At 63.0% G+C, this 25,302-nt stretch carries 25 protein-coding genes; 23 read left to right on the top strand and 2 right to left on the bottom strand.

Going from position 1 to position 25,302, the window contains the following annotated elements:
- The 16 genes from AC27E8_RS11065 to AC27E8_RS11140 form a co-directional block, all read left to right on the top strand.
- The coding region (locus AC27E8_RS11065; RefSeq protein WP_487111485.1) for a hypothetical protein at nt 1–311 on the top strand (311 nt) is incomplete at its 5' end.
- Nucleotides 312–314: 3 nt separating this feature from the next.
- Nucleotides 315–947: a class D sortase gene (locus AC27E8_RS11070; RefSeq protein ID WP_487097125.1), complete on the top strand. Its 633-nt coding sequence runs from the start codon at nt 315–317 to the stop codon at nt 945–947.
- A 173-nt stretch (nt 948–1,120) separates the two neighbouring features.
- Nucleotides 1,121–2,821: an ABC1 kinase family protein gene (locus AC27E8_RS11075; protein ID WP_487097127.1), complete on the top strand. Its 1,701-nt coding sequence runs from the start codon at nt 1,121–1,123 to the stop codon at nt 2,819–2,821.
- Nucleotides 2,822–2,842: 21 nt separating this feature from the next.
- Nucleotides 2,843–3,334 (top strand): hypothetical protein, encoded by a 492-nt coding sequence (locus AC27E8_RS11080; protein WP_487097129.1) that lies wholly within the window; start codon nt 2,843–2,845, stop codon nt 3,332–3,334.
- On the top strand, nt 3,325–4,857 hold the full coding sequence (locus AC27E8_RS11085) for an aldehyde dehydrogenase family protein (protein WP_487097131.1): 1,533 nt from the start codon (nt 3,325–3,327) through the stop codon (nt 4,855–4,857). The genes AC27E8_RS11080 and AC27E8_RS11085 overlap by 10 nt, the downstream gene beginning before the upstream one ends.
- Nucleotides 4,858–4,887: 30 nt before the next feature.
- Nucleotides 4,888–6,078 (top strand): iron-containing alcohol dehydrogenase, encoded by a 1,191-nt coding sequence (locus tag AC27E8_RS11090; RefSeq protein WP_487097132.1) that lies wholly within the window; start codon nt 4,888–4,890, stop codon nt 6,076–6,078.
- Between the two features lie 204 nt (nt 6,079–6,282).
- Complete coding sequence (locus AC27E8_RS11095; RefSeq protein WP_487097133.1) at nt 6,283–7,749, top strand: S-layer homology domain-containing protein; 1,467 nt, start codon at nt 6,283–6,285, stop codon at nt 7,747–7,749.
- Nucleotides 7,750–7,916: 167 nt separating this feature from the next.
- The gene (locus AC27E8_RS11100; protein WP_487097134.1) at nt 7,917–9,083 is read left to right on the top strand and encodes an acyl-CoA dehydrogenase family protein; all 1,167 of its coding nucleotides are present in this window, start codon (nt 7,917–7,919) and stop codon (nt 9,081–9,083) included.
- A gap of 192 nt (nt 9,084–9,275) precedes the next feature.
- A complete protein-coding gene (locus tag AC27E8_RS11105) occupies nt 9,276–10,037 on the top strand; it encodes a beta-ketoacyl-ACP reductase (protein ID WP_487097135.1) in 762 nt (253 codons plus the stop codon).
- Between the two features lie 69 nt (nt 10,038–10,106).
- On the top strand, nt 10,107–10,880 hold the full coding sequence (locus AC27E8_RS11110; RefSeq protein ID WP_041694845.1) for an SDR family oxidoreductase: 774 nt from the start codon (nt 10,107–10,109) through the stop codon (nt 10,878–10,880).
- 32 nt (nt 10,881–10,912) lie between these two features.
- A complete protein-coding gene (locus tag AC27E8_RS11115) occupies nt 10,913–12,130 on the top strand; it encodes an acyl-CoA dehydrogenase family protein (RefSeq protein ID WP_487097137.1) in 1,218 nt (405 codons plus the stop codon).
- Between the two features lie 81 nt (nt 12,131–12,211).
- Nucleotides 12,212–13,846, top strand: coding sequence for a long-chain fatty acid--CoA ligase (locus AC27E8_RS11120; protein ID WP_041695595.1), 1,635 nt, complete (start codon nt 12,212–12,214; stop codon nt 13,844–13,846).
- 19 nt (nt 13,847–13,865) lie between these two features.
- Nucleotides 13,866–14,321, top strand: a complete 456-nt coding sequence (locus AC27E8_RS11125) for a MaoC family dehydratase N-terminal domain-containing protein (RefSeq protein ID WP_487097138.1) — start codon at nt 13,866–13,868, stop codon at nt 14,319–14,321.
- On the top strand, nt 14,318–14,740 hold the full coding sequence (locus AC27E8_RS11130; protein WP_008340754.1) for a MaoC/PaaZ C-terminal domain-containing protein: 423 nt from the start codon (nt 14,318–14,320) through the stop codon (nt 14,738–14,740). The genes AC27E8_RS11125 and AC27E8_RS11130 overlap by 4 nt, the downstream gene beginning before the upstream one ends.
- A 39-nt stretch (nt 14,741–14,779) precedes the next feature.
- Nucleotides 14,780–15,553, top strand: a complete 774-nt coding sequence (locus AC27E8_RS11135) for an IclR family transcriptional regulator (RefSeq protein WP_487097140.1) — start codon at nt 14,780–14,782, stop codon at nt 15,551–15,553.
- A 199-nt stretch (nt 15,554–15,752) separates the two neighbouring features.
- The gene (locus tag AC27E8_RS11140; protein WP_487097142.1) at nt 15,753–16,655 is read left to right on the top strand and encodes an RpnC/YadD family protein; all 903 of its coding nucleotides are present in this window, start codon (nt 15,753–15,755) and stop codon (nt 16,653–16,655) included.
- A gap of 61 nt (nt 16,656–16,716) precedes the next feature.
- Here the strand turns inward: AC27E8_RS11140 and AC27E8_RS11145 are convergent, their stop codons facing one another.
- Nucleotides 16,717–17,790, bottom strand: coding sequence for a phosphotransferase family protein (locus AC27E8_RS11145; RefSeq protein ID WP_487097144.1), 1,074 nt, complete (start codon nt 17,788–17,790; stop codon nt 16,717–16,719).
- Between the two features lie 123 nt (nt 17,791–17,913).
- On the opposite strand from AC27E8_RS11145, the gene AC27E8_RS11150 reads away from it, so the two are divergent.
- Nucleotides 17,914–18,555 (top strand): metallophosphoesterase family protein, encoded by a 642-nt coding sequence (locus AC27E8_RS11150; RefSeq protein ID WP_487097146.1) that lies wholly within the window; start codon nt 17,914–17,916, stop codon nt 18,553–18,555.
- 67 nt (nt 18,556–18,622) lie between these two features.
- Complete coding sequence (locus AC27E8_RS11155; protein ID WP_041695603.1) at nt 18,623–19,102, top strand: ribonuclease H-like YkuK family protein; 480 nt, start codon at nt 18,623–18,625, stop codon at nt 19,100–19,102.
- Here AC27E8_RS11155 and AC27E8_RS11160 read toward each other — a convergent pair.
- Nucleotides 19,087–19,896, bottom strand: a complete 810-nt coding sequence (locus AC27E8_RS11160) for a glycosyltransferase family protein (RefSeq protein WP_487097147.1) — start codon at nt 19,894–19,896, stop codon at nt 19,087–19,089. The two genes, AC27E8_RS11155 and AC27E8_RS11160, sit on opposite strands and share 16 nt — an antisense overlap.
- A 69-nt stretch (nt 19,897–19,965) precedes the next feature.
- Here AC27E8_RS11160 and yabG point away from each other — a divergent pair, with 69 nt between their 5' ends.
- The 5 genes from yabG (at nt 19,966) to cphA (ending at nt 25,301) form a co-directional block, all read left to right on the top strand.
- Nucleotides 19,966–20,832: a sporulation peptidase YabG gene (gene yabG, locus AC27E8_RS11165; protein WP_014463124.1), complete on the top strand. Its 867-nt coding sequence runs from the start codon at nt 19,966–19,968 to the stop codon at nt 20,830–20,832.
- A gap of 216 nt (nt 20,833–21,048) precedes the next feature.
- A complete protein-coding gene (veg, locus tag AC27E8_RS11170; protein WP_008340745.1) occupies nt 21,049–21,324 on the top strand; it encodes a biofilm formation stimulator Veg in 276 nt (91 codons plus the stop codon).
- A gap of 201 nt (nt 21,325–21,525) precedes the next feature.
- Complete coding sequence (locus AC27E8_RS11175; protein ID WP_169304837.1) at nt 21,526–21,711, top strand: small, acid-soluble spore protein, alpha/beta type; 186 nt, start codon at nt 21,526–21,528, stop codon at nt 21,709–21,711.
- Nucleotides 21,712–21,822: 111 nt separating this feature from the next.
- Nucleotides 21,823–22,659 (top strand): cyanophycinase, encoded by an 837-nt coding sequence (locus AC27E8_RS11180; RefSeq protein WP_487097149.1) that lies wholly within the window; start codon nt 21,823–21,825, stop codon nt 22,657–22,659.
- Entirely contained in the window at nt 22,656–25,301 is a 2,646-nt protein-coding gene (gene cphA / locus AC27E8_RS11185; protein ID WP_487097151.1) for a cyanophycin synthetase, read from the top strand. The genes AC27E8_RS11180 and cphA overlap by 4 nt, the downstream gene beginning before the upstream one ends.
- The last annotated feature ends 1 nt before the right edge of the window (nt 25,302 follow it).

A 25,302-nucleotide genomic window follows, 5' to 3' on the forward strand; every position in this document is an offset into this window, starting at 1 on the left:
GCACCACGGGCACCACGGGCACCACGGGCACCACGGGCACCACGGGCACCACGGGCACCACGGGCACCACGGGCACCACGGGCACCACGGGCACCACGGGCACCACGGGCACCACGGGCACCACGGGCACCACGGGCACCACACCGGGCCACATCATCGTGTCGGCGCAGCTTCCTAAAGTGCCCGGAGGACTGCTGCCCCAGACGTCCACACGCCTCCCGCTCTGGATTGCGTTGGGCCTCGCCCTGTTGATGCTCGGGGGCGGTTCCGCCGTTCCCGTGTGGCGGTGGACGCGGCGTTGGATGGTGTGAGTGATGAAGGCGAAGCAGATGCGGCGGCTCGCGCTCGGCGCGCGGGCCGTTCCGCTTCTTCTGACGCTCATCGGGGCCGTGATGGCGGGTGACGCAGGATGGGCGTACTTGTGGGAGACCGCCTGGGTGAACCATCGCCCCCTCCCCGCCTATCAGCCCGGGCCGCGCGCTATCGGTCAAGGTGCTAACGAGGTTCCGCTTTGGATGCCTCCGCCGCAGCCGGGACAAAAGATCGGTGAACTCGTCTTTCCAGCCGAAGGCGTGCGCGTGCCTGTCGTCCAAGGGGATTCGTGGGCAGATCTGGCGCTTGGCGCTGGGCACGATCCGGCCTCCGCTCTCCCCGGGCAGGGCAGCAACGTGTACGTCGCGGGACACCGCGACACGGTGTTTCACGTCCTGAGCCGCCTGCACGCAGGCGATCTCGTCGAATTTGAAACACCCTACGGGACGTTCACCTATCAGGTGACGGGTGCGCAAATCGTCCCGCCGACCGACACCGCCGTGACCGCACCGACGCCACGAGAGACTTTGACACTTCAGACCTGTTGGCCTTTTGACTACATCGGGTTCGCGCCCCTCCGGTACATCGTCCACACCCGCTTTCTTCACGGTCCGCGCGCAACGAACGGAGGGTGAAGATCCCCCCTCGTCATGGGGGGGTTCCCCCGAATTCCCCCGGTTCTCGGGATATAGGCAGACTATTTCGGATTGTATACTCCAAGAAAGATAAGTGTCGTGGCGCGTGTCCCTAGTGCAGGCCCAAAGGCTTGTACGGGAGGCATGGCGACTCGCGAGGGGGTGCGTGTCCCATGGCGGTTGCGCTGAATACCGAAGAGAGGAACGAGCTGGAGCGAGCGCGGCGGTTCATCGAGCGGGAGCGCCGGAAGATCACGCCGAGCAGGCGCCAGCGCGAGGTGGTGAAAGCGCTTGTAAAGCACGGCGTGTTGCATGCGCTCCGCGATAGGAGCCGAGACGAAGAGGCCGGTCAGCGCCTCTTGGGTCAACGGCTGCGCGCGGCGTTTGAAGAACTCGGCCCCACATTTATCAAGCTCGGGCAGGTCATCATGACGCGGCAGGAGCTGCTACCCGAAGCGGTGACGGCGGAGCTGGCCTACCTCCTCGACAGCGTGCCCCCGCTGCCCTTTCACTACATGATGGCCGTGCTCGAGGACGAGATCCCCAATTGGGCTGACGTGTTTCGCTGGATTGACCCGAATCCGCTTGGTTCGGCTTCGCTGGCGCAAGTGTATCGCGCTCAGCTGGCCGATGGCCGGATGGCCGCGGTCAAGATTGTCCGGCCGCTCGTCGACAGACTGTTCCAAGTGGACATCAACAACGTGCGCAAGCTCGTCCGGCGCTTGCAGAAATTGCTTCCGCCGCAACTCGAGGTTTCCATTGATTTAAACGGCATTATTGAAGACTACTACAGCAGCACCATGAACGAGCTGGACCTGCGCCGCGAGGCGGAAATCATGGAAGAGCAGCGCGGCATGGTCCAGGAGTTTGAAACCTTGTACATCCCTGAGGTGTACCACGTCACGCAGCGCGTGCTGGTGATGGAGTTCATCGATGGGTGGAATCTGAAAGACTTTCCCGTCGACTTCTTCACCTTTGAAGAGCGCTTGGAGCGCATGACGGATCTCGCGCATTACTACGTGAAAGCGTTTGTCGAAGGGAATTACCACGCGGACCCACACGCATCCAACCTGATGGTGGATAAGCGGACCAAGCGCATCGCCATCCTCGACTGGGGCCTGGTGGGGCGGATGGACGCGGCGCACACGGAGGCCATCTTCCGCATGCTCATGCACGTGCGCGTCAACCAGCAGGAGGACGCCATCGAGGCCCTGCTCGACATCTACGAACCGACTCGGTACACCGATCTCGTCCGCCTGCGGGATCAACTGCGCTCCTTGCTCATCCACTACACCAACAGCACGCAGGCCAGCTACTACAACTGGGGCAACCTCCTGCTCAGCACCATCGTGATTGCGGCCAAAAACTACTGCCGAATTCCGAACGGCTTGGCGCTCTGGACCAAGGGTTTTTCCGCGGCGGAAGGCACGGCGCGCTGGCTTTGTCCCGAGATCTCGTATCACCAACTGGTGGAGATTGCGGACGTCCAGATCCTGCGACGCTGGATGATGCGCCGCTTCAACTATCACACCAACGCCAGCTTTGCGGCTGAGTTCGCCAAACTCACTGCGACGCTGCCGCGGCGCCTCAATAAGATCCTCGAGCACTTCGAATGGAACGACTTCCGCGTCAACCTGGATGCCCAGTTGTCTCACCAGGCCGTGCGCACGCTGCACCGCGTAGTCAACAAATTGCTTCTGGCCACCATGTCGGGGACGTTCTTCCTCGGCGGCGCCATCCTGCTCGCCTTTGCTGACACGCGGCCGGATGCGCATGGCGGGATTGTCGATCTCGGCTGGGGTGGCGTAGCGGCCAGCGTGGCCCTCGGACTCTCAGCGCTCTGGAGCACCATCCGATCCAAGAAGCGAATCTGAACAGCGGCGGAGGGGATGTGTATGGCGGTGCAGTTTCAGTCAAGGGATTCCATGCCAGCCCGCGGCGGCACGCGTGAGACGGGAAACTTATCGCGCGAGGCGCAGGAGCAGTTGACGATTCAAAAGCGCATCGAGGCGTTTTACCGCCAGTCTGGCGGACCCAACAATCCGGATATCCCGAAGATCCTGGAGAAGCACCTCCTGTACGGGCGCGATCACGGCCCAAAGGGCAAGCGCGAGACGTTGGAGGACGCTTTGCGCGACATGATCACCCAGGACTATTCCAATCAGATCCTTTTCAAGTGGTTCATGCAGATGCGCATGGAGCGACAGAAGCGTGCACAGGCGGATCGCGCCGAGTTAGCTCGCATGCGGGGCGAGTTGGAAGCTCTGAAGCAGCAGGTCCAGGCGCTGCGGGCGCTCATTGAGGAGCACGTCGTCCCCCAGCACGCGGCGCCGAGTCGTGCGCAAGGCTGCGGCGAAATGTCAAGGGAGGAACAGCCATGGTCATGACGAGTGTGAGGCTCCCCGAGTACGGCATGTTCATCGACGGCGAGTACACGCCTGCGGAAAGCGGCGAGATGTTCGAGGTGGTGAATCCCGCTACGGGTCAGCCCTGCGCGCGCGTGGCCAAGTCGGACGTTCGAGACGTGGACCGCGCCGTGCGTAGCGCTCGGCGGGCGTTCGAATCCGGCGAGTGGTCTCGCGCCAAGCCCCACGAACGGGCCCAGGTGTTGTTGCGGTTTGCGGACGAGATCGTCGCACACGCGCAGGAGATCGCGTTTCTCGAGATCCTGACATCCGGTGCAACCGTGCGGCGCGTGTCGAACGCGGACATGTTGCTCATTGTCGACCTGCTCCAGCAGACGGCCAAGTTCGCGCAGGAGTACGAATACGCGAAGACGCTTCCGCTGCGTCCGTTTCCGGCGCCGAGCCACAACCAGGTGTGGAGAGAACCGGTCGGCGTCTGTGCGGGCATCACGGCGTGGAACTATCCGCTCATCCTCGCGATGTGGAAATTGGCGCCCGCGCTCGCCATGGGCAACTCCATCGTCATCAAGCCGGCGTCCAACACGCCGCTTTCCACGCTCAAGCTGGCCGAGCTCGCCGTGAAGGCCGGGCTGCCGAAGGGCGTGTTCAACGTGGTCACCGGGCCGGGATCGTCCGTGGGCGAAGCGTTGGTCACCCACCCGGAGGTCGACAAAATTGCCTTCACCGGATCCACCGAGGTCGGCAAGCGCATCATGCAACTCGCCGCCCAGGGCGTGAAGCGCGTGACGCTGGAGTTGGGCGGCAAGTCGCCGGCCATTGTATTGCCGGATGCGGATCTGGATCTCGCCATTCCCGGCATCCTGTTTGGCGTCTTTCTGCACAGCGGCCAGGTGTGTGAGTGCGGGACGCGCGTGATTGTCCACGAAGAGATCTACGAAGAAGTCGTGAACCGACTGGCGGAGATGGCTTCGCGGATCAAACTTGGCAACCCGCTCGACGACAAGGTGGGCATGGGGCCCATCATCTCGGAGACACAGCTCAAGTCCATCCTGGGTTATATCGAGTCCGGCAAACAGGAGGGAGCGCGCCTGGTGTGCGGCGGTTCGCGCGCAGAGGTGCCAGGGCTCGAAGGCGGGTATTTCGTCCAGCCCACCATCTTCGCGGACGTCGACAACCGCATGAAGATTGCACAGGAGGAGATCTTCGGTCCCGTGCTCGCGGTCATGAAGGCGCGAGACGTGGACGAGGCGGTGCGGCTGGCCAACGACACCGTGTATGGGCTCGCGGGCGGCGTCTGGACGTGCGATCTCAACCAGGCCTATCGCGTCGCGCGCGAAATTCGCGCGGGAACCATCTGGGTGAACGATTGGCACATGTTCCGCAGTGACGCGCCGTTCGGCGGTTACAAGATGAGCGGCTTTGGGCGCGAGATAGGCCGGTATGCGCTCGACGAGTACACGCAGCTGAAACATGTGCACGCCTCCCTCGTGCACGAGGTGGAAAACCGCCACTGGTATTCCATTGTCCTGCCCGAGAAGGCCTGACGCCATCGACGACTGCGAGGGGGTTCATCCATGCCATACATCCGATCCGGCTTTCAATTCATGGCGAGAACGACCATCACAAACGGCGTTGGCTCGCGCGTGCTCCTGCCTGAGACCGTGCGCGGGCTCGGCGGCAAGCGCGCGTTTGTCGTCACCGACCCCGGAATTGTGCGAGCCGGCTTGCTCGACAAGATTCTGGAGCTGTTCGATCTCGTCCCGACGCCCGTGACCATCGCCGGCGTGTTCGATCGCGTCGAGCAGGACGCGAAGGCGCATATCATCAACGAGGCCGCGCGCGCGTACCGCGAGTGTGCCGCAGACAGCCTCATCGCCCTCGGCGGGGGCAGCGTGCTCGACACGGTGAAGGGCATCAAGTGGATGGTGAGCCGCGGCCTCACTGACATCCGACCGGCGCTCATCGGCAATGTGCTCGAGATGTGGCCCGAAGCGCAGCCTATCTTCATTCCGCACGTGGCGCTGCCCACCACCGCCGGAACCGGTGCAGAGGCTTCGCCCATCGCCGTGGTCTTCCACGACGATCTCGGCGTCAAGGTGAACCTCATCAACCCGTTCATCAACGCGGATATCGCCATTCTCGATCCGGAACTCACCGTCGGCCTGCCACCCACCATCACCGCGTTCACGGGCTTCGACGCGCTGACGCACGCCATCGAAGGCTTCTTCTCGCCGCAGGCCAACCCGTTCACCGACGCGTACGCCATCCAATCCGCGCGCATGATCTTCGAAAACCTGCCGAAGGCCGTGGCCAACGGGCAGGATCTGACCGCGCGCGCCAACATGCTCATGGCGAGCACGATGGCGATCATCAGCTTCAGCCTCGCCTTGAACGCGATTCCTGTGCACAACATGGCGCACGCCTTCGGCGCGAAGTTCGGCATTCCGCACGGCCTCGCGAACGCGGTACTCCTGCCGAACGTGATGGCCGCGATGCCCGCGTTCTACCGCCCGCGCGTGGTGGAATTCATGCAGGCACTGAATCTCGACGCACCTTCCGATCCCGACGCTGCCCTCGACGCGCTCATCCAGCGCATTCGCGACCTGCGAGAACAAGTCGGCCTGCCCGCGACGTTTGCCGACTACCAACTTGACAAGCGGCAGCTCGGCAAGATGGTGGATCTGGTGCACGCCGATCCGTCCGGCGTCGTCTATCGCCTGCCGGATGCCATCATCCAGCGCGTCACGCGCGAGGTGGCGAGCTGAGACCAGGCACAGGGTTGGAATGAGCTTCACATCTCATATTCCTCGGCGATCTCGTTCGATGAGGGGCGAGATCGCCTTTGTTGTGTGCTCTTTGTCTCAATTCGGACAAAACCGAAGAAACTTGTAATTCGTTCTTCCAAATCACTGGGTCTTCAAGCTAGAATGAGTTGACACGACTTCCAATCGCGATGGGGGTTTCATGGGATGCGAAAGAACAGATACGCTGGTTGTGCATTGGTTGTCGCCGCTGCACTGTCGCCATACCTCACCATGGAGGTGAGCGCCGACACCGTCGAGTCCAAGGGGGCGTTTCTGCAACTCCTTCTGCAGCAAGCGGCGGTCAAGCCCGATGCCTTGGGCAGGTCCCCTTACGCGGACGTACCCACCCATTCAGCGCTGTGGGGCTATGTGCACAGGGCTTTGGAGCTCGGAATTGTGAAAGCGGACTCCCCGCGCAGATTCGGCGTTGCAGATCCGGTAAGTGCCGCGCAAGCCGCTGAGATGGCTGCGAAACTGTACCACGTGGATCTCGAAGGGATGTCGCCTATCCAATGGGCGCGTGAGCAAGGACTGTTGGGACAAGGAGACTCTTTCACTGCCGCGCAGGCGACGATGTTCGTGAACGGGCTAAAACATCTTGCGGAGGCCATTGCCCCCATCCCGGGTTCCTGGGCTCTTTCGCCCGCGCAGCGGCAGGAATTCTTGGGGGCACTTAACGATTCGAGACAAGCCCCGTTTATTCAGATGCAAGAAAACGAGAGTGAGGCATGGAAACTAGAACTCACTCCAGCGTTTCAAAAGAAACCCGGAATGCAGGCTCAGATCGATGAAATGTTAAGACTCAGCCATTGGCAAATGACAGGGTCTTACGAGCAGATGCGCACGGGTACGCATATCTACGCCGTTTCACAGGCGACAGTCCAAGTCGGATCGAACACCAGCAAAGCCCAAGCTGTCGACGACGATGGTGTCTACTATATGCAGCAAGACGGTTCGGGTTGGACGAACGTGACACAGGCTGAAGCGCCTCTCGCACAAAGCGTGTCTCAGTGGGAAGGGGTTCTTACCAATGTGACATGGGCGGGCCAGACGAATGGACTGGACGTGTTTCAGGCGCAGATCAGCCCGTCCGCTTTGGCGCGCATCGCACGTGCGATGGGGAAGACGGATACTTCGTCCCAACAGGCCATCCAGTTGCTAAGTCGCGCGCCGGGGCGCGTCGTTGTCGATATCGACAACTCGTCGGGCGCACCGCGCGTTGCAGACATTGAAATGTCCTACGACATCTCGCTTTCCGGGCCGGCGCTCACTGCGATGTTCGGCAAGGACGGGGCCAAAATGTTTCGCTCGCTTCAAATGTTGATTTCGGAGAAGACGGTCTATCAGTATCAGCCCCTGGTGCCCACGTTGCCGCCCGGTCTGCACCTCTCCGACTGGCCGACCGCCTCCAGTGAGGGCGGCACCACGGGGAATGCAACAGGGAATGCAACAGGGAATGCAACAGGGAATGCAACAGGGAATGCAACAGGGAATGCAACAGGGAATGCAACAGGGAATGCAACAGGGAATGCAACAGGGAACTTATCCAGCGGGGGCAATGGCAACGCGACGGCCAACGTGCCGGCGAGCGGGAACAGTTCAGACGGAAACGCAACTGGCAACTCAAATTGACCTCATGGGCGCGGTTGGAACACAACCGCGCCCTAACGTAGCTTGGCCACGGCCTGGCGATCCGACGTCGTTCCCCATTGCGCCTCCCCGCAGAAACCGCTATCATGATCCGTGTAGTTCTCATTTGAACTCGGATTTCATATTCGTAAACGACGGAGGTGAGTCGCGTGGATTTTACGCTACCATCCGAGCTGGAGGACATGCGGCGGACGATTCGCGACTTTGTGGAACACGAGGTTGAGCCGCTCGCGATGCAGATCGAGGAAGAGGATCGCGTGCCGGACAGCGTACTGGAAAAATCGAAGGAGCTAGGGCTGTTTGGCCTCAGCATCCCTGAGGAGTACGGCGGTATCGGCCTCAACATGTTGGGCAAGTGCCTCATCTACGAGGAGCTCGGCAAGACCATCAATGGCTACACGACCATCATTGGCGCACACAACGGCATTGGGTCGGTCGGCATCGTCGAGTTTGGCACCAAGGAGCAGAAGGAGAAATACTTGCCCAAGATGGCGACGGGGGAGTGGATCGGCGCGTTTGCGCTCACCGAGCCTCAGGCCGGATCGAACGCGGCAGCCATCAAGACCACGGCGGTGAAAAAGGGAGACCGGTACATCCTCAACGGGCAAAAGATCTACATCACCAACGCGCCGTATGCGCATGTGTTCACGGTGATGGCGGTCACAGATCCATCCAGGGGGCCGAAGGGGATCACGTCGTTCATTGTGGAACGCGACTTTCCAGGTTTTCGCGTGGGACACATTGAAAAGAAGATGGGGCTGCATGGATCGCATACGGCGCAGATCTTCTTCGAGGACATGGAGGTCCCGGAGGAGAACGTCCTCGGCCGAGAGGGCGAGGGATATGTGAACGCGCTTAAGATTCTGGCCAACGGCCGAGCGGGGCTCGCAGCGAGATGCCTAGGCTCCTGCGAATATCTGTTGGACAAATCGCTGGCGTTTGCGCATGAGCGAATCCAGTTCGGCAAGCCCATCTTTGAGCAGCAGATCATCCAGCACTACCTCGCGGAGATGGCGCTCGAAATCGAACTGCTGCGCACGTTTGTCTACCGCGTGGCGTGGATGACGGATCAGAAGATGAACGTCATTAAGGAAGCTGCCATGCTGAAGTTGTATGGATCTGAGGTCTACAACCGCGTGGCGGACAAGGCGGTCCAGATCCATGGCGGGCTTGGGTTCATCGCGGAGTATCCCATCGAGCGCTTCTACCGCGACGCGCGCATTACGAGAATTTACGAGGGCACCTCGGAAATTCAGAAGAATATCATTGCGGCACAGCTGCACAAGGAGTATGAGCGCACCAAGGCGGACGCATGATGGCGGATCGAAACTCTATTTCAACTATGAAAAAATTCTGGCATTCTGTCGATGAGCTGTGATAGGATGAGGTTGTGCCATCATCCTGAACGTTGAATCGATTCTGAAACATCGGCGAGCGGGTGGCCCATGCGCGATGTCAGCGCTTACCGACGGAGCCATCCGGCGACGAAGATGAGAGGGGTATGTGGCATGGGGAAGTTGGATGGACAAGTTGCGATTGTGACGGGAGCGGCGCGCGGCATTGGCGCGGCGACGGCAAAGCGGTTGGCGGCGGACGGCGCGAAGGTCGCCGTGTTTGACATCAAGGAGGAGTTCACGAAGGACACCGTCGAGGCCATCCGCCAGGCGGGCGGCGAGGCCATTGGCGTCGGGTGCGACGTGACCAAGGCGGACGACGTGGAGCGGGCTATTGAGTCGGTCGTGCAGAAGTGGGGCCGCCTCGACATCCTGGTGAACAATGCGGGTGTCATCCGTGACAACTTGCTCTTCAAGATGACCGAAGAAGACTGGGACACGGTGATGAACGTGCACTTGAAGGGCGCGTTCCTCTGCAGCCGGGCCGCCCAGAAGTACATGGTGCAGCAGAAGTCCGGCAAAATCATCAACCTCTCGAGCACGTCTGCGCTCGGCAACCGCGGGCAGGCGAACTATGCGGCTGCGAAGGCCGGCATCCAGGGGTTCACCCGCACGCTCGCCATCGAGCTCGGACCTTTCGGGATCCGCGTGAACGCGGTGGCGCCGGGCTTCATCGAGACCGACATGACGCGGGCGACGGCTGAGCGCATCGGTGTGGATTACGAGGCGTTCAAGCAGGCTGCGTCGCAGCAGATTGCGCTTCGCCGCACGGGCAAGCCGGAGGACGTGGCGAATGTCATCGCCTTCTTCGCGAGCGACGACTCCGCCTACGTGTCGGGCCAGGTGCTGTACATCGACGGTTGCCGTCACCGCTGACGACTGAGGCCGATCGCGCCGGGATAGGCGTGATCGGCCGCATGAATGGGAGAGGGAGGAGGCTCGCGCATGAGCGTGTTCGATCTGTTCCGCCTCGACGGCAAGGTGGCCATCGTCACAGGCGGAGGCCGCGGGCTGGGTCAGCAGATCGCAGAAGCGTACGCCGAGGCCGGCGCCCGCGTCGTCTTATGTTCGCGGCGCGTCGAAAACTGCGAAGAAGTGGCGCGCGAGATCGCAGAAGCAGGTGGAGAGGCCGTGGCGCTGCCGCTCGATGTGACCGACGAGGCGTCGATTCAGGCGCTCGTCGACGAGGTCATCGCGCGGTACGGCCGGATCGACATCCTGGTGAATAATTCCGGTACGTCCTGGGGGGCGCCCGCGCTCGATATGCCGTACGACGCGTGGATGAAGGTCCTCCAAACCAACCTGACCGGCGCATTCTTCATGTCCCAGCGCGTCGCTCGGCACATGAAGGATCAGGGCGGCGGCAAGATCGTGAACATCGCGTCCGTGGCGGGCATGCGCGGTTCCCCGCCGGAGATGTTGGATGCAGTGGGATACGCGGCTTCCAAAGGCGGCCTCATCGCCATGACGCGCGATCTCGCCGTGAAATGGGCGCGATACCACATCTATGTGAATGCGATTGCGCCTGGCTTTTTCCCGACAAAGATGACGCGCGTGGTGCTCGAGCGCGGCGGTAGCCTCATTCAGCTGCGAACGCCGCTCGGCCGCGTCGGCGGGGAACACGATCTCAAAGGAGCGGCCTTGTTCTTTGCATCCGCTGCGTCGGACTACGTGACCGGCCAGGTGCTAGCCGTGGACGGCGGCACGACGGCGATGTGACGATCGCGACCTCGCGTGAAGGAGCGGTGGGTGTGGATTTCTCGTACTCCGACAAAGTGGTGGCGCTGAAGAAAAAGCTTGAGGAATTCATGGAGGAAGTCGTCTATCCCGGCGAACGCGTCTACTACGAGCAGCTCGCGTCCCAGCCAAGCCGCTGGATGATTCCTCCCATCATGGAGGAGATGAAGGCGAAGGCCAAGGCGGCGGGGCTCTGGAACCTGTTCCTTCCGGACAGCGAGTACGGCGCTGGGCTCACCAACCTCGAGTACGCGCCGCTCGCCGAAGTGATGGGCCGGTCGCCCATCGCGCCGGAGGTCTTCAACTGCAACGCCCCGGACACGGGCAACATGGAGGTCCTCGTCCGCTACGGCACACCCGAGCAGAAGGAGAAGTGGCTGAAGCCGCTCCTCGCCGGCGAAATCCGCTCGTGCTTTTCCATGACGGAACCGGAGGTGGCATCCTCCGACGCCACCAACATTTCGGCGAGCATCGTCCGGGATGGCGATGAATACGTGATCAACGCACACAAGTGGTGGTCGTCCGGTGCGGGCGATCCGCGCTGCAAGTTCGCCATTGTGATGGGAAAGACGAATCCAGACGCGCCGAAGCACGAGCAGCAGTCCATGATCATCGTGCCGCTCGACACGCCTGGCGTCAAAATTGTCCGCACGCTCAACGTGTTCGGCTACGACGACGCGCCACACGGGCATGCCGAAATTGTGTTTGAGAACGTGCGCGTGCCCAAGGAAAACCTCATCTGGGGCGAGGGCAAGGGATTCGCCATCGCACAGGGGCGATTGGGACCCGGGCGGATCCACCACTGCATGCGGCAGATTGGCATGGCGGAGCGGGCGCTCGAGCTCATGGTCCAGCGCGTCAAGGAGCGCGTCGCGTTTGGGCGGCCGCTGGCGGAGCAGGGCGTCATTCGCGAGTGGATTGCGGAATCGCGCATCGAAATTGAACAGGCGCGGCTGCTCGTGCTCAAGGCCGCGTACATGATGGACACGGTCGGCAACAAGGCCGCGCAGAAGGAAATCGCCATGATCAAGGTCGTCGCGCCCAACGTGGCGCAACGCGTCATCGATCGCGCCATTCAGGCGTTCGGCGCGGCGGGCGTCAGCCAGGACACGCCGCTCGCGTACATGTGGACGCAGGCGCGCGTCATCCGGATTGCGGACGGACCCGACGAGGTGCACAAGCGCCACGTGGCGAGGCTCGAACTGGCCCAGCGGGCGGAGCGGCCCAACTAGTCCATGCCGCCACAAGAGGCGGAAGAGAAGGAACGAAACTCGCGGTGGAAAGAATGAGACTCGCGAAGGGAGTCGATGGCGATGATGAATTACCCGCTTCTGCTGAAATCGCCGCTCTACCGCGCCAAGACCATCTTCCCGGAAAAGGAAATTGTCTCGCGCGGATACAACGGCGTGTTTCGCTACACGTACCGGGATTTGTACGATCGCGTCTGCCGACTCGCGAACGCGCTGGATCGCGTGCTCGGCGTGAAAGCGCTTGAACACGTCGGATCGTTCGCCTGGAATCATCACCGGCACCTGGAGCTCTACTACGCGGTGCCGTGCTCGCAGCGCGTGTTGCACACCGTCAACATCCGGCTGTTTCCCGATCAAATTGCCTATGTCATCAACCACGCCGAGGACAAAGTCTTGTTTGTCGACGAAGATCTTCTCCCGCTGATCGAAGCCGTAGCGCCGAAGCTCACGACCGTGCAGGCGTACGTCGTGATGACAGACAACGACAAGCTGCCCGAGACGAAACTCCCGAATGTGTATCATTATGAAGACCTGATTCGCCAGGGCGATCCTCACTTCGACTTTCCGACGTTCGACGAGAACACCCCGGCGCTCATCAGCTACACCTCGGCGACGACGGGCAACCCCAAGGGCGTCGTCTACAGCCATCGCGGCCTCTATCTCCACTGCCTGACGGTGCTCGTCGACGAGCTGGGCACGCGCGAGACCGATGTGACGATGCCGGTGGTGCCCATGTTCCACGTGAACGCGTGGGGGCGGCCCTATGCCGACACCTGGATTGGGGCAAAGCAGGTCTATCCGGGCCCGCGGCCCACGGCGAAAGACCTCGCCGATCTCATTCACAACGAGCGCGTCACGTACTCGGCGGGCGTCCCTACCATCTGGATGGGCATCCTGAACCACGTCCGCCAGCACCCGGGCGAATACGACTTCTCCTGCGTGCGCTTCTTCATGTCGGGCGGATCGGCGCTGCCAGCGGCGCTCACCGAAGCGTACGAGAAGGAGCTCGGCGTGAAGCTGTATCAAGGCTACGGCCAGACGGAGACGAGCCCCGTGACGTTCGTTTCGTTCCCCAAGTCGAGCCTGAAAGACCTGCCGGACGAGGAGAAGTACCGGTTGCGCGCGAAGACGGGACTCATTTTGCCCGGGCTCGAGATGAAGATCGTCAACGAAAAGGGCGAGGAGGTCGCTCACGACGGCAAGGAGATGGGCGAACTTCTCCTCAAAGGGCCGTGGATCATCGATTCGTATTACAAAGATCCGGAGAAGACCAAGGAAGCGTTTACGGAGGACGGCTGGTTCCGCACCGGCGACATTGCCACCATCGATGAGAACGGCTATCTGCAGATTGTCGATCGCGTCAAGGACCTCGTGAAGTCGGGCGGCGAATGGATCTCGTCCGTGGACCTCGAGAATGCCCTCATGGCGCACCCGGCGGTGATGGAGGCGGCCGTGATCGCCATCCCCCACGAGAAGTGGCAGGAGCGGCCTCTCGCGTGCGTGGTCATCCGGGAGGAATACCGCGGCAAGGTCACGAAGGAGGACCTGCAGGCGCACTTATCCAAGATGGTGGCGAAGTGGTGGCTTCCCGACGACTACGTGTTCGTCGAGGAAATCCCCAAGACGAGCGTCGGCAAATTCTCGAAGAAGACGTTGCGCGAGCAGTACGACAAAGGCCAGCTCGTATCCATGTACTGAGCTTGAGGGGAGATGAACGATGGAACTCGCGGATTTTGAGCGGTTGCTCGGCGTGTGGTCCAAACCGGTCAAGAACGAGGTGGAGAAAGGGGCCATTCGAAAGTTCGCGGACGCGATTGGCGATCCAAACCCCCTCTACTACGACGAGGAGCGCGCGGCGCAGAGCCGGTTCGGCCGCCTCGTGGCGCCCCCGACGTTCAGCCGCACGTTCGACTACGGCGTGATTCCGGGCCTCGAGATGCCGACGGAGGGCCTGATTCACGGCGAGATGTTCTACACGTATTACAAGCCCATCCTCGCGGGTGACGTGCTATACGCGAGCTTCGCGCTCACGGACGTGAAGGAACGGTCCGGCAAGCTCGGCCGGATGATCCTGCTCGTCTTCACGTACAAAGTGGAGAACGAAGCCGGCGAACTGGTTCAGGAGGCGAAGTCGACCGTGATCTATCGACCGGAAGGGGGCGGGGCGAAATGACGGCGAAGCGATATCAGCCGGGCGATCACCTCACGCCGCTTACCAAGCCGCCCGTGACCAAGATTCAGCTCGTGAAGTACTCGGGCGCGTCGGGCGACTTCAACCCCATTCACACGGTGGAGGAGTTCGCCAAGGAGGCAGGGCTCGGCGGCGTCATCGCACACGGCATGCTGACGATGGGCTTCGTGGCGCAGATGCTGACGGACGAGATCGGCGAAGAGGGCGATCTGCTGTCGTTCGGCGTCCGGTTCGTTGACATGGTGCGGCCGGGTGATATCATCACCTGTGACGGCGTCGTCCAAGAGGTGAAAGAGGAAGAAGGCTATCAGGTGGTGACGTGTGACGTCTGGGCGCAGAAGTCGCCAGGAGACGTCCGCGTCGTCCAGGGTACGGCGACGTTCCGCAAACCGCTCGCCTGAAGGCGGGCCAGACACTTTTTCGCGGAATGAGGGTGTCCGTTGGACTACCAAGTGCCATCTGTCGCGCTCGCGGCGCGCGTTTTGAAGCTCTTGAGCCGGCACAAGTATCGGCAATCCACGTTGACCGAAATTGCCGAGCGGCTCGGCGTGAACAAGACGACTTGCCTGCGCGTGCTGCGGACGTTGGAGCGCGAGGATTTCGTCTCCTACGATCCGCAGTCGCGCCGCTACAGCCTGGGCCCTTATCTTATCCCGCTCGGCGCTCGGGCGGCAGATCTGAATGACGTCTACGCGCACGCGCTTGCTGAACTGCATCAGGTCGCCGCGCACACGGGCATGACGGCCGTCCTCGTCAAGCGGCTGCGCGACGATCGCGTCATTTACATCGGCTCCGCCGAGCCGCCGGGCGACGGGGTGCGCATCGCGGTGTCCGTGGGGCAGCAGTTCCCCGTGTACGGCGCCGCCTTCGGCCGCTGCTTTCTGGCGTATGACGACGAGTCCACGTGGCGTCGAGTGCTCCGAGAGGGGCTCAAAGCCTACACGCCGAATAGCATCACCGATGAAGAGGAGTACGTGCGCCTCCTCCAGGAAGTGCGCGAAAAGGGGTACGCGGTCTCCCATGGCGAGCTGTGGCCTGGTATTTCGGCAGTCGCGGTGCCGGTCTTCAACCAGCAGAACAAGGTCGATCTCGTCCTCTCCTGCCTCACGATGACGTCGGTCATCCAGGACGAGGACGTGGAGCGGGCGGTGAAGGCGCTCAAGGAGAGCGCCGCCAAAGTCTCGGCGTGGAGCGGATATCAAGGTCGGTCGTAGGCACCCGTTTTGGCGGGTGCCTTTTCAATTGGGGACGGTCCTGCTAACGTCGCAAGCCCATCATAGCGCTTCAGTGTATGGCCTCGATACGCGTGAACAGCAGGAATGTTGCACCCAACAATCGAACATATGTTCTGTAGCGATCAATCCGTTGTTCGCCTTGGGACCCTTCCGTATACTTGAAGAAAGGAGACTTGCGATGTCGAGGCAGGACGCTTTGATGAAAGCATTGACGCGTTCACTATCGGGTGGGGCGCTGGACGCCATCGGCGTGTACGGCGTGGAACTTGTGGAGCCGGTGGAGACCGAATTGCCCGCGAACGTTCTTCGGATGGATCGGGTCTGGCGCACGGCAGCCGGTCATCTGTTTCACCTCGAGTTCCAAGCAACGCGGGAGGCTACACTGCATCGATTTTTGGAGTACGACGCTCGTCTTGCAAACCGAATGCGCTGTCCCATACGGACCGTGGTTCTTTATCACGCGAGCATCTCGAGCGCACCAGAGGAACTGAATATTGGCACAGCGCTGTACCGCGTCGAAAACGTGTTTTTGGCTCACGTGAATGGCGATGAGGCACTCGATGAGGTGGAGCACCACCTCCGGGACGGTCGTTGGGAGCCGCGCGACCGCCTGCGACTTGCGTTGGCCATGAACATGCGCCTGAGCGACCCTTCGCGGGCGTTCGACCGAGTCCTGTCCTTGATCCCTCAGGTGCGCAACCCAAGCGAGCGGGAACTCGTCGTCAGCGCGCTCCTGACGCTCGGGGAACAGGCGCTTTCGGAGGAACAGCGGCTACGTTTAAGAAGGGAGTTGAGAAACATGTATCGCCTGATTGATGAGATCTTTGAGGACGGCCGCAGGGAAGGGCACCTTGAGGGTTTCAAGGAAGGACTGCAAGAGGGCATCGAAAAAGGCATGGAGAAAGGCATGGAGAAAGGCATGGAAAAAGGCATGGAAAAAGGCATCGAGATGGGAACGGAGATGGGCGTTCGCCGAGTCGCGCGAAACATGCTCGAGGCGGGCATGCCGTGCGAGGTCATTGAGCGGGCGACGGGACTCTCTCGCGATGTGATTGAGGCCCTGCGAAAGCAGATGAACTGAACCGAGAGGCCAGTCGGCCGGGCCGGCTGGCCTCTTGACATGTGGGGCGCTGGGATGGGCCTCAGGGGCGGTCGATCTCGGCCCTGGCATGTTCCACAAGCGCCCGGATGCCGTCGCCGAAGCGGGCGAAACGGGCGTCGGACGTCTTGCCCAGCTTGTATCGCACGTAAATCTGCTGCAAGATCACGGCGAGCTTGAACACGCCGAACACATAGTAAAACTTCATGTCGTGGACCGAACGCCCCGTCTCCTGTGCGTACCGCTCCGCCATCTCGCGGCGCGAGTAAAAACCTTCGAGCGTCGTCACGGACGGGAAGAGCGCCTGGAGCGCCGGCGGATCGGACGGCTCGGTCCAGTAGCTCAGCATGACGCCGAGATCGAAGAGTGGATCTCCAACAGTTGCCATTTCCCAGTCTACGATGCCGACAATGTGTTGATACGCCGGCGGGGCAAACAGCATGTTGTTCAGCTTGAAGTCGTTGTGGATGACGGTGACGTCGCGCGATTCCGGGACGTGGCCGCTGAGCCACGCCATGACGGCGTCCGCGTGCGGCACGTCCTCGTCCGTGCGAGACCGGTGGAATCGCTCGATCCACCCGTCGACCTGGCGGCGCAGAAAGCCCTCGGGCTTGCCAAACTGGATGAGACCGGATGCCACCGGGTCCACGGCGTGCAGCTCCGCGAGCGCCTGAATCGCGCGCTCGGAGATGGCCCGCCCCACCTCGGGCGCATAGGCGAAGTCCTCGGGGAACGCGTCGTCCAGCGGGACGCCCGGGCGGTACTCCATGACGAAAAACGGCACGCCGATGACTCGCGGATCTTCGCAGTAGGCATACGGTTTCGGCGCTTTCGGGAAGTGCGGATGGAGCTTCGCGAGGATGGACGACTCGCGCCCCATGTCGTGCGCCCGCGGGGGGAGCGGGCCGTGGGGCGGGCGGCGCAGGACGGCCACAAACTCGCCGCTCTGAATCAGGTACGTGAGGTTCGACGCGCCGGTCGGGAACTGAACAGCCATCAGCGGGCCGGAATCCGATGGAAGCACGCCCTCGCGCACGAGGTAAGTCCGGAGTCCTTCCCAATCCAGTTGATCTTCTTCGCGAACCGGCATGACGCCGGGCACGGTGCGGATGTCCATGGGCGAGCCCTCCAAGCCTCGCATCCCAGGCGATGTGTGGCAGGGATTTTATCATTGAAATACAATTTCTATTATGTGAAACGCGGGCTTTCGATGCAAGCGTTTTCTAGGAGGGTCCTTTCCGTGGCATCGGCGCCGCCAGAACGAACCATTTTCATCAGCGACATTCATGGGCACCTGCGCCCATTTGCGCGGCTTTTGACGAGGCTCGGATACCGGCCGGATCGCGATCAGCTGGTCCTCGTCGGCGACTACATCTCGGGCGGCCCGGACAGCCTGGGCGTCCTCCGGCTGGTGCGGGATCTGTGCGCCCAAGGGGCCGTAGCGCTCCGAGGGAATCACGAGGAGGCTCTCGTTCGCTGGATGCGCGGCGGGATGAAGCCGCTCGGTCCCGTGCGCGACTCGCTGTATCGAGCCATTGCGTCAGACTCGTCGCTCGCCGCCTTTCTCCCCACCCTGCCGTACGCCTGGGAAGGGGAGCGGTGGGTCGCCGTTCACGCTGGCATCGATCCCGACAAGCCCGATTGGCGGCAGACCGCGAAGCGGGACCTGTTGACCATCCGCGAGCGGTTTTATGCGCGCCCGCATCGGGTGGGTAAGCTGGTGGTATTCGGGCACACGCCGTGCATGGTGCTGCATGGGACGCATGACGTGTGGTATGGTTCGGATAAAGTCGGAATTGACGGAGGTGCGCGTCACGGCGGACAGGTAAACGCGCTCGTCGACGCGGGCGGCGCGTTGACCAGCACAGCTGAGCCCGTGTGACATCCTGCGGCAGATGACCGCGGCGCAGGCGTGGATGCCGCGTAGCCAACGAGAGGGGGCGGTGCGCGTGCTGTTTCGCAGCCCGACGCTCGGCGTGGTGACGTTGGAGCAGGTGGCGGAGGACGCCATCCAGGAGCGAAGAGAACATCCCCAGGATCGCTTTCGGTTGATCATTGGCACCGATTCGCAGCCACACGAGCACACGGCGTCCGCGACTTTCGTGACCGCGGTCATCCTGCACCGCGTGGGGCGGGGCGCCCGCTACTATGTGCACAAGGAGCATCACGAGCACATCCACTCGCTGCGCCAGCGCATGTTTACCGAGGCCTCGCTGTCCCTGCAGGTGGGCGGTCTGCTGAGCGAATTGCTCCAAAAGGCCGGACAGGATTGGCAGATCGAGGTGCACCTCGATATCGGCGAAGGGGGCGAGACCAAGCAGTGGATTCGCGAGATTGTCGCATGGATTGAGTCGAACGGCTACGAGGCGCGCATCAAGCCCGAGTCGTTTGGCGCGAGCAAGGTGGCGGATCGCTACACCAAGTCGTGATGTCTCCTGCGAAGGTTCGGCCCGCGGATGCAGCTCATCCACGCCTCGACGGCCCGCCAGTCACGCCGTCCCGGCCAAAGCGGTGGCGGATGGCTCGAACCGCTGAAGAGGGCTATCTCGGCCGCCCGCGCGTCCTCGCGCAGGAGATCGAGCACGGTCGCCTGCGCGCCCGCCTCCCGCGAAGGGTTGCCCACCAACCTACCGTCCCACGCTTCATACACCCGCCACGGAATCCCTTCACGGCGCGTGAGGGCGAAGAAGAGCCCCGGAGAAGCCACGAAACGCGGCGAGACGCGCAGGAAGACGGAAAGGGGGATGAAGTGCGGCAGGAGAAACGGCCGCAGCAATGGCGGGGCGCCCGCGCGGCACACGAGGCGATGCCAGTGCCGGTCGATCTCGGCCGCCCGCACGCGTCCCCAGACGCCCGTGATGGCTCCCGGGTGCCGGAGGGCGTCCTCGAGAAAGTCTGCGAGCATGGGGCCGAATCCTCCCTGCCAGTCCGCATCCATCATGAATACGGCCGTCGAATCAGGCCAGCGCCGCCAGGCCTCCATGGCTGCGATGGCCCTCGGGGCGTCGTGTCCCAGCGCCTTGGCAAACTCCACCACGGTGAGTTCCAGTCCCAACGTGTCCGACACGCGCCGCGCCTCCGCCACGGTGCCATCCGTGCAGCCGTTTGCACAGAGCGCAACCCGGCGCACGCCTGCCCTTCCCACCTGCCGCAACACATTGCCAATCCGCCCCGCCTCGTCGCGCGCCCCGAGCGCGCACGCGATGTCCCGCGCATCCGCCATGTTTCCATCCTCCGGGATCACGAAGCCGTCGAGCCGCATACCGTAGTCTAGAGCCCGCCATGGGAGGCGATGACGGTGTGGCACATTGGCGATCGCGTCACGCGCCGTTCGTACGGCCACGACATCTGCTTCGTGATCGTTGAATTGGACGAAAGCTCGGAGACCGCCATCCTCAAGGGACTGGACGTGCGCCTGATGGCCGACGCGCCCTTTGACGATCTCGCCCCTGTCACCGAGGAGGATATGCGCGCGTTCGAGGCGATGCGCACGCAGGTCGTCGGCGAATGCCTCCGCATCATTCGATCCCGCCGCGCCCACGACTCGGAGAAGCGATCGCTCCGCAAAGAGGCGCGGTACCGGGCGAATCCCGACTTCTTCGAGCGCCCGGGGACCGTGCTTCACCTGGACGGCGACGGCAGCTATCTGCAGAAGTGCCTCGCCATGTACGAGGAGCTCGGCATTCGCGCCGTCGGGCAGCACGTGGCGGAATCGGAGATGCCGCGAAAGGTCGTGCATCTGCTCGAGACGTATGCGCCGGACATCCTCATTATCACCGGCCACGACGGCGTCATCCGCAAGGGCAAGGACTGGTCCGACATCAAGAACTACCGAAACTCGCAAAACTTCGTGAAGACCGTGGCCAATGCCCGAAAATACGTGCGGAACATGGACGATCTCGTCATCATCGCCGGCGCGTGCCAGTCTCACTTTGAGGCGCTCATCGAGGCGGGCGCGAATTTCGCCTCTTCGCCGCAGCGCATCATGATTCACGCGCTCGATCCCGTCTTCATCGCGGAAAAGGTGGCGTTCACGCCCATTCACGAGACGGTGAATCTGTACGACGCGGTGAAGTCCACCTACACAGGCACGGACGGGATCGGCGGACTGGAGTCGCGCGGCAAGTACCGGCTCGGACTGCCGAAGTCCATGTACTGAGGTCATGCGAGACATCCGGTGTGTCCAGGCCGCGGGCGACGTCCCGACGAAGGCCCGCGGCGGTCCCTCATCGGCGCCGAATTCCATGCGACTCGCCGTGGATCCCCGTAAAATACCCATTGACACCGAAAAACATGCGCTGATATAATCATCTAATTTCCTTGACACCCCGTTCCGTGCGATGGTATAATGAAGCGCGGAAAGAGGTGGTGTGTGTTGGCCAGGAATGCGCTCCACGAAATTAAGAAGAGTCTGGATGGACTCGTGGGTGAACGCGTGTTGCTCCGCGCAAACGGAGGCAGGCGCAAAACCATTGAGCGCTTCGGGGTTCTCGAAGAGACGTATCCGTCGGTGTTCGTCGTCAAGCTGGACCCGCCGGACGGATCGTTTGAGCGCGTCTCGTACAGCTACGCGGACGTGCTGACCGAGACCGTCGAGCTGATGCTGTGCAAGGAGGACGGGAACACCACCAAGTTCGTGGTTGAACACTGAACCTCGAAGATGGGCCGGGGGCTCTGTGAGGACAGGCCTCGTCACATAGATGGAACAGGATGAAGATGACCAGGGTGAGGCGGATGGCCTTGCCCTTTTTTGTTGTCCGTAAGGCCTGCACCCGCGGAGTGAAAGCCGCATAGAACACGCCTCTCCAGCGCATTGTAAAGGTGTCGCCTCTGACCCAGGGAGGGATTTGGCATGGCACGGCGGAGAAGCACCATGTCAGATGCGTTCAAGGTGGAACTGGCCAAGGAGCTCGGGTTCTACGACACGGTCCAGCGCGAAGGCTGGGGCGGGATCAAGGCGCGCGACGCCGGGAACATGGTGAAACGCGCCATCGAGATCGCAGAGCAAGCGTTGGCTGAGAAGTCCGGGCAGAGGTGACCGAGGGCGGCTGGGATCATCCCGGCCGCCCTTTGTTGGCGTTCGCATGCTGGCCACGCGTTTCGGGAAGAGTAACTGGATGATCTGACCAATCTCTGGGAGGGCGTGCGGTTGGGGCAGAAAGGACCTCTCGTCATCATCGGCGGCGCGGAGGACAAGGCGGGCGAGTGCCGCATTTTGCGCCGATTTCTCGATCTCGGCGGCGGAAAGCGCGCCCGGGTGCTCGTCATCACCGTGGCGACGAAAACCCCGGTCGAGGTGGGCGCGGAGTACGTGGACGTGTTTCACCGCCTCGGGGTGGACGACGTGCGCACATTCGACGTGTCCACCCGCGAGGCCGCGAACCGCGACAGCGCAGTCCAGATGATCGCGCAGGCGACGTGCATCTTCTTCACTGGGGGAGATCAGGAGCGCATCACGAAGCTCCTCGGCGGAACGAAGGTGGATTCGGCGCTGCACGAGGCGCACAGGAGCGGCGTCGTGCTCGGCGGGACGAGCGCGGGCGCCTCCATGATGTCGAGCACCATGATTGTCGAGGGCGAGGGAGAGACCAATCCCCGCCCCTCCATCGTGCGCATGGCGCCCGGCATGGAGTTTCTGGATGGCTGCGTGATCGACCAACACTTTGCGCAGCGGGGCCGGCTCGGAAGGCTGTTGTCTGCGGTCGCGCAGTATCCGCATCATCTGGGGCTTGGCATCGACGAAGACACGGCCGTCGTGGTGCACGACGGGCAGGTGCTCGAGGTCATCGGCCGCGGGGCGGTGAGCGTCGTAGATGCAGGCAGCGCCACCTATTCCAACCTTGACCGCATTCGCCGGGACGAATCGCTCGCGCTGTGCGACGTGAGACTGCACACGCTGCCCGAGGGTTGCGGATTCCTGCTGCGCGAACGCAGGCCCATTCCCGACTTTCCACACTGGCTTCGCCAGAAGGAGCTATCCTCATGAACATCGTGCGCATTCGCTTCATCGAGGGGCCCAACATCTTCACGTACCGCCCCATTCTCCTGGCCCGGTTGGACCTCGGGGCGTATACGGGCAAAGAGAGCATCGACATCCCCGGATTCGGAGAGCGCCTCTTGTGCCATTTCCCTGGTCTGCGTCAACACCACTGCGCCAAGGGACGGCCGGGCGGCTTCATCGAGCGCCTGGAGGACGGCACCTATTTCGGCCACATCTGCGAACACGTGGCCATTGAGATAGGCCATCTCGCCGGCATTCCGGCCAACTACGGCAAGACCGTGTACGCGGGGCGGCCGGGGGTGTACGACGTGGCCATCGAGTGCGCGTCCTACCCTGCGCAGCGGCGCGCACTCGAGGCCGCCCTCGACGTGGTGACTTCGCTCGCCGAAGGTCGCCATCCGGGCGATCTCGACGCCCTAATTCGAGAAATCGCTAGGCTGTACGAGGACGACCGCCTCGGCCCGAGCACGCAGGCCATCGTCGACGCGTGCCGGCGGCGCAACATCCCCGTGCGGCGCCTGCAGGCGAGCTTCCTCGAGCTCGGCTACGGCGTGCACCGGAAGCGAATCGAGGCCACGCTTACCGACCGGACGTCTTGCGTCGCCGCCGACATCGCGAGTGACAAGGCGTTGACCAAGCGTCTGCTCGACGAGGCCGGGCTCGCCGTGCCGCCAGGCGGGGTGGCGGCGGACGAGGACGAGGCCGTTTTTCTCTGGCGCCACCTCGGCGGGCCCGCCGTTGCCAAGCCGCTCGACGCGCGCCAGGGCCAGGGCGTATCGCTGCGCCTCGAGTCCGAGGCGGAGGTGCGCGCTGCATTTCGCGAGGCCAGGCGGTACGCGCGGGAGGTCATTGTCGAAGCGTATGTGCCAGGCGAGAACGTGCGCGTGCTGGTGGTCGACGGCCGCGCCGTCGCCGCGTCCGTGCGCGAGCCCGCCTTCGTGGAGGGAGACGGCGTGCACACGGTCCGTGAGCTGGTCGATCTCGTCAACCGCGATCCGCGCCGCGGCGAGGGCCACGAGAAGCCGCTGACGAAGATTGCTATTGACGAGATCGCGCGCCAGGTGCTTCTGCGCCAGGGCATGTCGCCCGAGTCCGTGCCGCAGGTCGGCGAGCGCGTGGCGCTGCGCGAGAGCGCCAACCTCTCGACGGGCGGCGAGGCGCGCGACGTGACGGACGTGTTGCACCCATCCTACTTGCGCATCGCCGAGCGGGCCGCCGAGGCCGTGGGCCTCGACGTGTGCGGCGTCGATCTCGTCGTCCCCTCGCTCACGGCTCCCGCGGACGCTGGGGGATGGGCGGTGATTGAGGTGAACGCCTGCCCGGGCATCCGCATGCACGAGCACCCGTCGAGCGGATCGCCGCGCCGGGCTGCGGAAGCCATTGTGGAGTCCTTGTTTCCGGCCGGATCGGACGGCCGAATTCCCATCGTGTCCATCACAGGCACAAACGGCAAGACGACCACCGCGCGGCTCGTCGCGCACGGGTTCGCGCTCGCCGGCAAGACCGTAGGGCTCACGACCACCGGGGGCGTGTACATCGGGGGCGAGTGCGTGTTAAAGGGCGATACCACGGGGCCTATGAGTGCGCGGCTCGTGCTGTCGAATCCGCGCGTCGAAGTCGCCGTGCTCGAGACGGCGCGCGGTGGGATTGTGCGCGGCGGGCTCGCCTACGATGTCGCGGACGTCGGGGTCATCACCAACCTGTCGCTCGATCACGTCGGCCAGGACGGGCTCGAGTCCATCAACGACATCGCCTTTGTCAAAGCGCTCGTCGGAGAGTGCGTCCGCGACGATGGCGCGGTGGTCCTGAACGCGGACGACCCGCGCGTGCTCGCCCTGGCGCCGCGCTTTCGCGCGCCGCTCGTGCTCGTGTCGCAGGTTCCGGAAAATCCGCACGTCGCGCGGCACGTGCAGGCAGGCGGCATGGCGGTGGTCATCTCGGACGGCGTCCTCTACGAATGGCAGGGCGGCGCCCAGCGGCCCATCCTCGCCGTCGAACAAATTCCCATCTGCCTGGGCGGCCTCGCGCGCTTTCACGTCGAAAACGCGGCGTTGGCGGCGGCCGCCATGCGCGCGGCGGGGCTACCCGCATCCACCGTTGCCCAGGCGCTCGCGACGTTCTCGCCCGAGCAGAACGCCGGCAGGCTCGAGATGTACGTGCTCCCGAACGGGGCGCGCGTCGTGCTGGACTACGGCCATAACCCGGCCGGCTTCCGGGAGGTTGGGCGATGGCTTCAGGCGCTGCCCTGCAGGCGCCGCGTCGGCGTGGTGGGCGTTCCGGGGGACCGGGCCAATCACGTCGTGGAGGAGGCGGGGCGCGCGCTCGCACCGTGGTTCGACGAGTTCATCGTGAAGGAGGACGCTGATTTGCGCGGGCGGGAACCCGGCGAGATCGCGCGTCTCTTGTCTTCTTCTATTTTGCGGGCGTGTCCGGACAAAAAGGTGGCGGTGATCCTGGACGAGCGAGAGGCCACACGCATCGCCGCGCGGGGGCTCGGGCCGGAGGACGTCGCCTGCGTGTTTTACGAGCGGCTCGCGCCGCTCAAGGAGGCGCTTGAGGAGCTCGGCGCGCGGCCGTGGCACAAGGTTGTGGCGGAGGGCGCGGGCGAGCGGCTCGCCATGCTGTGAT

Source organism: Alicyclobacillus sp. CIJ1 (genome assembly GCF_057538885.1).

Excerpts from the sequence above, each read along its gene's own strand:
- AC27E8_RS11070 (WP_487097125.1), top strand. The coding sequence starts at position 315 with ATGAAGGCGAAGCAGATGCGGCGGCTCGCGCTCGGCGCGCGGGCCGTT.
- AC27E8_RS11075 (WP_487097127.1), top strand. The coding sequence starts at position 1,121 with ATGGCGGTTGCGCTGAATACCGAAGAGAGGAACGAGCTGGAGCGAGCG.
- AC27E8_RS11080 (WP_487097129.1), top strand. The coding sequence starts at position 2,843 with ATGGCGGTGCAGTTTCAGTCAAGGGATTCCATGCCAGCCCGCGGCGGC.
- AC27E8_RS11085 (WP_487097131.1), top strand. The coding sequence starts at position 3,325 with ATGGTCATGACGAGTGTGAGGCTCCCCGAGTACGGCATGTTCATCGAC.
- AC27E8_RS11090 (WP_487097132.1), top strand. The coding sequence starts at position 4,888 with ATGCCATACATCCGATCCGGCTTTCAATTCATGGCGAGAACGACCATC.
- AC27E8_RS11095 (WP_487097133.1), top strand. The coding sequence starts at position 6,283 with ATGCGAAAGAACAGATACGCTGGTTGTGCATTGGTTGTCGCCGCTGCA.
- AC27E8_RS11105 (WP_487097135.1), top strand. The coding sequence starts at position 9,276 with ATGGGGAAGTTGGATGGACAAGTTGCGATTGTGACGGGAGCGGCGCGC.
- AC27E8_RS11110 (WP_041694845.1), top strand. The coding sequence starts at position 10,107 with ATGAGCGTGTTCGATCTGTTCCGCCTCGACGGCAAGGTGGCCATCGTC.
- AC27E8_RS11120 (WP_041695595.1), top strand. The coding sequence starts at position 12,212 with ATGATGAATTACCCGCTTCTGCTGAAATCGCCGCTCTACCGCGCCAAG.
- AC27E8_RS11125 (WP_487097138.1), top strand. The coding sequence starts at position 13,866 with ATGGAACTCGCGGATTTTGAGCGGTTGCTCGGCGTGTGGTCCAAACCG.
- AC27E8_RS11130 (WP_008340754.1), top strand. The coding sequence starts at position 14,318 with ATGACGGCGAAGCGATATCAGCCGGGCGATCACCTCACGCCGCTTACC.
- AC27E8_RS11140 (WP_487097142.1), top strand. The coding sequence starts at position 15,753 with ATGTCGAGGCAGGACGCTTTGATGAAAGCATTGACGCGTTCACTATCG.
- AC27E8_RS11145 (WP_487097144.1), bottom strand. The coding sequence starts at position 17,790 with ATGGACATCCGCACCGTGCCCGGCGTCATGCCGGTTCGCGAAGAAGAT.
- AC27E8_RS11160 (WP_487097147.1), bottom strand. The coding sequence starts at position 19,896 with ATGGCGGATGCGCGGGACATCGCGTGCGCGCTCGGGGCGCGCGACGAG.
- yabG (WP_014463124.1), top strand. The coding sequence starts at position 19,966 with ATGACGGTGTGGCACATTGGCGATCGCGTCACGCGCCGTTCGTACGGC.
- AC27E8_RS11175 (WP_169304837.1), top strand. The coding sequence starts at position 21,526 with ATGGCACGGCGGAGAAGCACCATGTCAGATGCGTTCAAGGTGGAACTG.
- cphA (WP_487097151.1), top strand. The coding sequence starts at position 22,656 with ATGAACATCGTGCGCATTCGCTTCATCGAGGGGCCCAACATCTTCACG.